This window comes from Hymenobacter sp. (assembly GCF_035709525.1).
Classification (GTDB): domain Bacteria; phylum Bacteroidota; class Bacteroidia; order Cytophagales; family Hymenobacteraceae; genus Hymenobacter.
Map to the genome: position 1 here is coordinate 24,918 of NZ_DASTEP010000098.1, position 6,439 is coordinate 31,356.

3 protein-coding genes are annotated in these 6,439 nt (G+C 65.6%); all 3 read left to right on the plus strand.

Annotated features, from left to right (window positions below):
* Positions 1-116: 116 nt before the first annotated feature.
* The 3 genes from VFO93_RS08520 to VFO93_RS08530 all read left to right on the plus strand — a co-directional run bounded on the left by VFO93_RS08520 (position 117) and on the right by VFO93_RS08530 (position 6,330).
* Entirely contained in the window at positions 117-509 is a 393-nt protein-coding gene (locus VFO93_RS08520) for a VOC family protein (RefSeq protein WP_325133936.1), read from the plus strand.
* Positions 510-840: 331 nt separating this feature from the next.
* Positions 841-3,615, plus strand: coding sequence for a T9SS type A sorting domain-containing protein (locus VFO93_RS08525; protein ID WP_325133937.1), 2,775 nt, complete (start codon positions 841-843; stop codon positions 3,613-3,615).
* A gap of 102 nt (positions 3,616-3,717) precedes the next feature.
* Positions 3,718-6,330 (plus strand): lamin tail domain-containing protein, encoded by a 2,613-nt coding sequence (locus tag VFO93_RS08530; protein ID WP_325133938.1) that lies wholly within the window; start codon positions 3,718-3,720, stop codon positions 6,328-6,330.
* Positions 6,331-6,439 lie beyond the last annotated feature (109 nt).

Consider the following 6,439-nt stretch of genomic DNA (forward strand, 5'->3'; position numbering starts at 1 on the left):
TTTTTTGGTTGTGGTTGTCATGCCGCGTCTCTACTTGATGCGTAGAATGCTCAGCATGACAGCCCCCCTTTCTCTCAACAACCTCATCCCCATCACTAAACCACCCCGCCCCTCAAATGGCTATTAATCCCAAAACCAAGGGCCTGTCGCACGTTGCCCTGCGCTCGTCCGACTTTGCCCGCACCCGCGCTTTTTATCACGAGTTGCTGGGCTTGCCCATCGCCCTCGACACGCCCGAAATCCTGGGTTTTTCGATTGGCTCGCTGTTTCTGGGCTTCAAGAAGGCCGCGCCCACCTACCCCGGCGGCCACGTCTTCACGCCCTTCAACGTGGGCCTCGACCACATTGCCATTGCCTGCGAAGACGAAGCCGAGCTGCACCGCGTGGCCGACGCCCTGCAAGCCGCGGGCGTCGAAAACACCGGCGTGAAAACCGATACCGTGCAGCCCAAAAAGTACGTCGCCTTCAAAGACCCCGACCGCATTCAGTGGGAGTTTTATATGGTGTAGGGCCAAGCGGCCCGCGCGCCAACTACCCCTACCCGGCCCCGGCAGGGCAACCCACCGGCTGGGTTGCCCTGCCGTTTTTTTGCTTATAACCAGCCTTTTGCTACAAAGCTCAGCACCCGGGGCGCGGCCGGCTCGCAGCTGCTATGTGCTGCCTCAGGCTGGGCCGCGCGCTACGGACGGGGGAGCAGCAGGCTGGGGGCAGCAAGTGCTTGCTACCCTGCGATAGCTGCCGAAGACAATTTTTTTCTAGAAAAATGCTATCGTATTTTCGGTCTTTACCGTAATTCGCCTGCTACTCACGCTGCCTCCTTATCCGCCTTTAACCTTGGTCATGAAGAATGTTTTCCTTTTACTGATTAGCTTTCTACTACTTTTTAACGTACCAGGTGCCCGCGCCCAAGTGCTGGCCGGCACGTTTGCGGCGGGCGCGGGCCACTCGCTCGCCATCCATGCCGATGGCACGCTGTGGGCCACCGGCAACAATGCGGCGGGCCAGCTGGGCACCGGCAACACCACCAGCCAGTCGGGCTGGGTGCAGGTAGGCAGCGATGCTACCTGGGTGCGCGTGGCGGCCGGGGCGCAGCACAGCCTGGCCCTGCAAGCCAACGGTACGCTCTGGGCCTGGGGCGACAACACTGCCGGCCAGCTCGGCACCGCCACCAACAGCGGCACCGGCTACGTGGCTACGCCCACGCCGGTGCCCGGTACCTACACCCAGCTGGCGGCCGGCCGGGCCCACAGCCTTGCCCTGCGCGCCAACGGCACGCTCTGGGCCTGGGGCGATAATTTCTTTGGCCAGTTGGGCAACGCCACCAACAACGGCAGCGCCACTCCTACCCCCAACCCTACCCCCACGCAAGTAGGCAGCGCCAGCTACACCCAGCTGGCGGCGGGGGCCGACTTCGGGCTGGCCCTGCGCCAGGATGGCAGCCTTTGGGCCTGGGGCCGCAACACTGCCGGCCAGCTCGGCAACGCTACCAACAACGGCACCGATACGGCCAACCCCACGCCCACGCGGGTAGGCACTGACCTCTACACCCAGCTGGCGGCCGGCGCGCAGCACAGCCTGGCCCTGCGGCCCGATGGCAGCCTTTGGGCCTGGGGCAATAACCTTTACGGCCAGTTGGGCAGCACCGCCAATAACGCCGCCAACCCCACGCCCATGCGGGTGGGCACTGACCTCTACACCCGCCTTGGTGCGGGCGCCGGCCACAGCCTGGCGCTACAAGCCACCGGCACGCTCTACGCCTGGGGCGACAACGCAGCCGGCCAGCTCGGCATCAGCGGCGCGGCCAGTGCCACGCCCACGGCCGTGCCGGGCACCTACGTGCAGCTGGCGGCCGGCAGCAGCCACAGCCTGGCTTTGCAAGCCAACGGCGCGCTTTACGCCTGGGGCAGCAACGCGGCCGGCCAGCTCGGGGGCAGCGGCGGCACGGCAATTGCCACGGGTACGGCCCTACCCACGCGCAGCACGGCCATGGGCAGTGGCTTCGGGCTGGCGGTGCGGGCCGATGGCACCCTGTGGGCCTGGGGCGAAAACACCGCCGGCCAGCTCGGCGATGGCACCACTACCGCCCGCACCCGCCCGGTGCAGGTAGGCACTGATGCTGACTGGGTACAGGTGGCGGCTGGTACCAGCTTCAGCCTGGCTCTCAAGGCCAATGGTACGCTTTGGGCCTGGGGTAGCAACGATAAAGGACAGTTGGGCAACATTGCTAATAGCGGCACTCCTACCCCTACTGCTACCCCGATTCAGGTAACCGGCAGCAGTTATACCCGCGCTACGGCGGGGGCCTTTCATGCCCTTGCGTTGCGCGCCGATGGCACGCTATATTCCTGGGGCTGGAACGTTTACGGGCAGCTCGGCAACGGCACAAGAAGTACTAACGCTGCTACTGCCAGCCCCACCCCTACCCCTGTCAACGGTGGCGGTAGCTATACCCAGCTGGCAGCTGGCTTGTACCACTCAGTAGCAACAATGGCCGATGGTAGCCTCTGGGCTTGGGGTGGTAATGACCAAGGGCAAGTTGGTATTGCCATTGTATCTGGTGGCAGCAACATAATCGTTTCTCCCTCCCAAATAGCCAGCGCAGGTACTTACACCACTACGACAGTCGGCTCTTTTCACACCCTGGCCCTGTCCGGCGATGGCATTCTCTATACCTGGGGCAGCAATAATAATGGCCAGCTTGGCAATCAGTCGCAGGGCATTTTACCCCACCAAGCTAGGCCGGTATCGGGCATCTACAGCCAAATTGCGGCGGGTGCCAACCACAGCCTAGCCCTGCAAGCCAATGGTACTCTCTGGGCCTGGGGCAGCAATTCAACGGGGAACATCAACTTTGGGGGGCAACTTGGCCTGGGTACTACCACGCAGGCCAACGTGCCTACCCAAGAGATTACGCAGGCTACTACCTGGACTACACTGGCCACCGGTAGCGGGGCCAATTTCTCGCTGGTGCGCGCGCCATCCGGGCTCACCTTTTCCAGCGCCGGCCAGAACAGCTCGGGCCAACTCGGGGATGGTACTACTACCGACTACCGCCGCTTCGACCGCCTGCTGCAACTCAGCCAGCAGCCGCTGCCGGTGCAGCTCACCGCCTTCGAGGCGCGGCGCACGGCGGCTACCACGGTAGCCCTCGACTGGGCCACCGCTACCGAGCTGCACAACGCGGGCTTCGGCGTCGAGCGCTCGGTGGATGGGCGCACGTTTGCGCACATCGGCTTCGTGGCTACCAAAAGCCAGAATAGCAGCACCACGCTGACGTATACCTTCCTGGACAAAGCCGCCGCCGGGCCGGCTTACTACCGCCTGGCCCAGACCGATACCGATGGCTCAATCACCTTCTCGCCAGTGCGTTATGTAGATAATTACGAAGGAGTTGCGGCCACGCTGCAATTAATTCCTAACCCCGCCGCCGGCGGCCTGGTGCAAGCCCAGGGCCTGGGCGAGGGCGCTACCCTGGCCGTGTACGACGTAGCGGGCCGCCTGGTGCGCCCCGCCGCCGCTACCCTCGACGTAACCGGCCTGGCGCCGGGCGTGTACGTGGTGCGGGCCTGTGGCCCCGGCCAGCCGGCGCAGGCGGCGCGACTGCTGGTGCAATAGTTTCCGCAAGGTTGCTTTAAGCCAGCCTTATCTGGTGATTTATAGCTGAGTTGCGGCAATCGGGTGCGAACTTCGCCGCCCGATTGCCGCAACTTTCACGCTATGAAGCCGCTGCTACTTCTACTCTCGCTTTTGCTACCGCTGGCCTTGCGCGCGCAGCTGGCCGAAACCTTCGCCGACGGCGACTTCACCAACAACCCTGCCTGGACGGGCGACGCGGGTAGTTTTCAGGTCACGAGCCAGCAGCTGCAAAGCAACGGCCCGGCCGTGACGGGCACCCAAATCCAGCTCAGCACGCCCTGCCAGGCCAGCACCGGCACCACCTGGGAGTTTTGGGCCAACCTGCGGCTCGCTACCTCCGCCAGCAACCTGGCCGACGTGTGGCTGCTGGCCTCGCAGGCCGACCTTAAAAGCCCCACCACCAAAGGCTACTTCGTGCGCCTCGGCGGCACCGACGACGAGGTGAGCCTCTTCCGCAAAGACTCGGCGAAAACGGCCGCCTACGTCATCGACGGCCAAAACAATACGCTCGCCTCGACCACCAACAACCTGGTGCGCGTGCGCGTAACGCGCTCTGCCACCGGCCAGTGGAAGCTGGAGCGCGACCTCACCGGCGGGCGCACTTTCGTGGCCGAGGCCAGCCAGCCCGTCGATAACACCTACCAGCGCAGCGCGGCGGTGGGCGTGTCGCTGCTCTACTCGTCGGCCAACGGCAAGGCGTTTTTCTTCGACGATTTCAGCGTGAGCGACGCCACCGCGCCGCTGCTGCTGCGGGCCGTGGCGGCCGACGCCCGCACCGTCGATTTGGTATTCAACGAGGCCGTGAGTTCGGCCACGGCGGCCCAGCCCGGCCGCTACCGCCTGAGTACGGGCGTGGTGCCCACGGCCGCCCAGGTATCGGCCCTGAACCCGGCCGTGGTGCGGCTTTCGTTTGGGCAGGACTTACTGAGTGTTAATACTATTGAGGTACGACAGGTGGCCGACCTCTACGGCAACGTAGCGGCCGGGCCGCTCACTGCCACATTTGGCGGCGCGGCCGTGCCGCCAAATGTGGGCGAGCTGCTCATCACCGAAATCCTGGCCGACGAAACGCCGCAGGTCGGCCTGCCAGCCTCGGAGTTTATTGAAATCTACAACAACACGACCACCAAAACCCTAAGCCTGCGCGGCGTGCGCCTGCTGAAGCCCGGTAGCGCCCCGGCCGCCGTGCTGCCCGATACGGCCCGGCTGCTGCCCGGCCAGTACGCCGTGGTGTGCGGGGCCACGCGCGCGGCGCAGTTTGCGGGCTACGGCAAGGCGTACGGAATCAACAACTTCCCGGCGCTCGGCAACGGCGGCGACCAGCTGGTGCTGCGCGGACCGGGCGGCACCACGCTGTTTGAAGTAACTTACTCCGACAGCTGGTACCGCGACGCGCGCAAGGCCAACGGCGGCTGGACGCTTGAACTGCTCGACCCCGCCAACTACTGCGCCGGGGCCGCCAACTGGCAGGCCAGCAACGACCCGCGCGGCGGCACGCCCGCCCAGCGCAACAGCGTAGCCGCCCCCAACCCCGACCGCACGCCCCCTACCCTGCTGCGCGCCGTGGCCCTGAGCGCCAGCGCGGTGCGCCTGTATTTTGGCGAAAAGCTGGACAGTACTGCCGCAGCCAGCGCGGCCCTCTACCGCCTGCAAAGCAGCACCGGCGCGGCCCCGGCCGTGCTGCGCGCCGCGCCAGTCGGCCCCGATTTTCGGGCCGTCGACCTGGCGCTGGGCTCGCCGCTGCTGCCCGGCCAGGTTGTGACGGTGGCCGTGGCCCGCGCCACCGACTGCGCCGGCAACGCCAGCGGCGCGCTGGCCTCGGCCGGCTTTGCGCTGCCCGAGGCCGCCCAGCCCGGCGATTTGGTGGTGAACGAAGTGCTATTTAATCACCGGCCGGGCGGGGTGTATTTCGTGGAAATTCTGAACCGCTCGCCGCGCTACCTCGATTTGCAAAACTGCCTGCTGAGCGTGCCCAAGGCCAGCGGCCAAGCTAGCGCGGCCCTCAGCCCCGGCGCGCCCTACGTGCTGGCCCCCGGCCAGCTGGTGGCCCTCACCAGCGACGTGAACGTGCTGCAAGCGCAGTACCCCACCAGCACCGACCCGGCGGCGCTACTGGCCGTGGCGGGCTTTCCGGCCCTCGACAACAGCGCGGGCAGCGTGTACCTCTACGATGCCAAAAACACGGAGCTAGACCACTATGACTACGATAAAAACCAGCACCTTACGCTATTGAGCACCCAGGACGGCGTGAGCCTGGAGCGCATCAGGGCGGCGGGGCCGAGCGCGGCCAGCAATTTCCACTCGGCGGCCGGCACCGTGGGCTACGCCACGCCCGGCCGCCCCAACTCGCAGGCGCAGGATGCCACCGGCGGCGGCCAGGACTGGACGGTAGCGCCCGAGCTCTTCACGCCCGACGACGATGGCCAGCAAGATTTTACGACCCTCAACTACCAGCTCGACCAGCCCGGCTACCTGGGCTCCGTCACGGTATACGACGCCCTGGGCCAACTCACGCGCCGCCTGCTGCGCAACGAGAGCCTGCCCACCACCGGCTTCGTGCGCTGGGATGGCACCGACGAGCGCGGCCGCAAGGCCCCGGTGGGCTACTACCTGCTGCACATCGAGGTGTTCAGGCCCAGCGGCGGCGAGCGCCGCGAGTACAAAAAGACGGTGGTAGTAGGGGCGCGGCTGTGAGCACAATTCAGCCCTTGCTGGCTGTAAAACTGTCATGCTGAGCGCCGCGCAGCGGAGCCGAAGCATCTCTACTATTTCGTTGCTCAGCGTCAGAAGTTAGTTTTCTGGT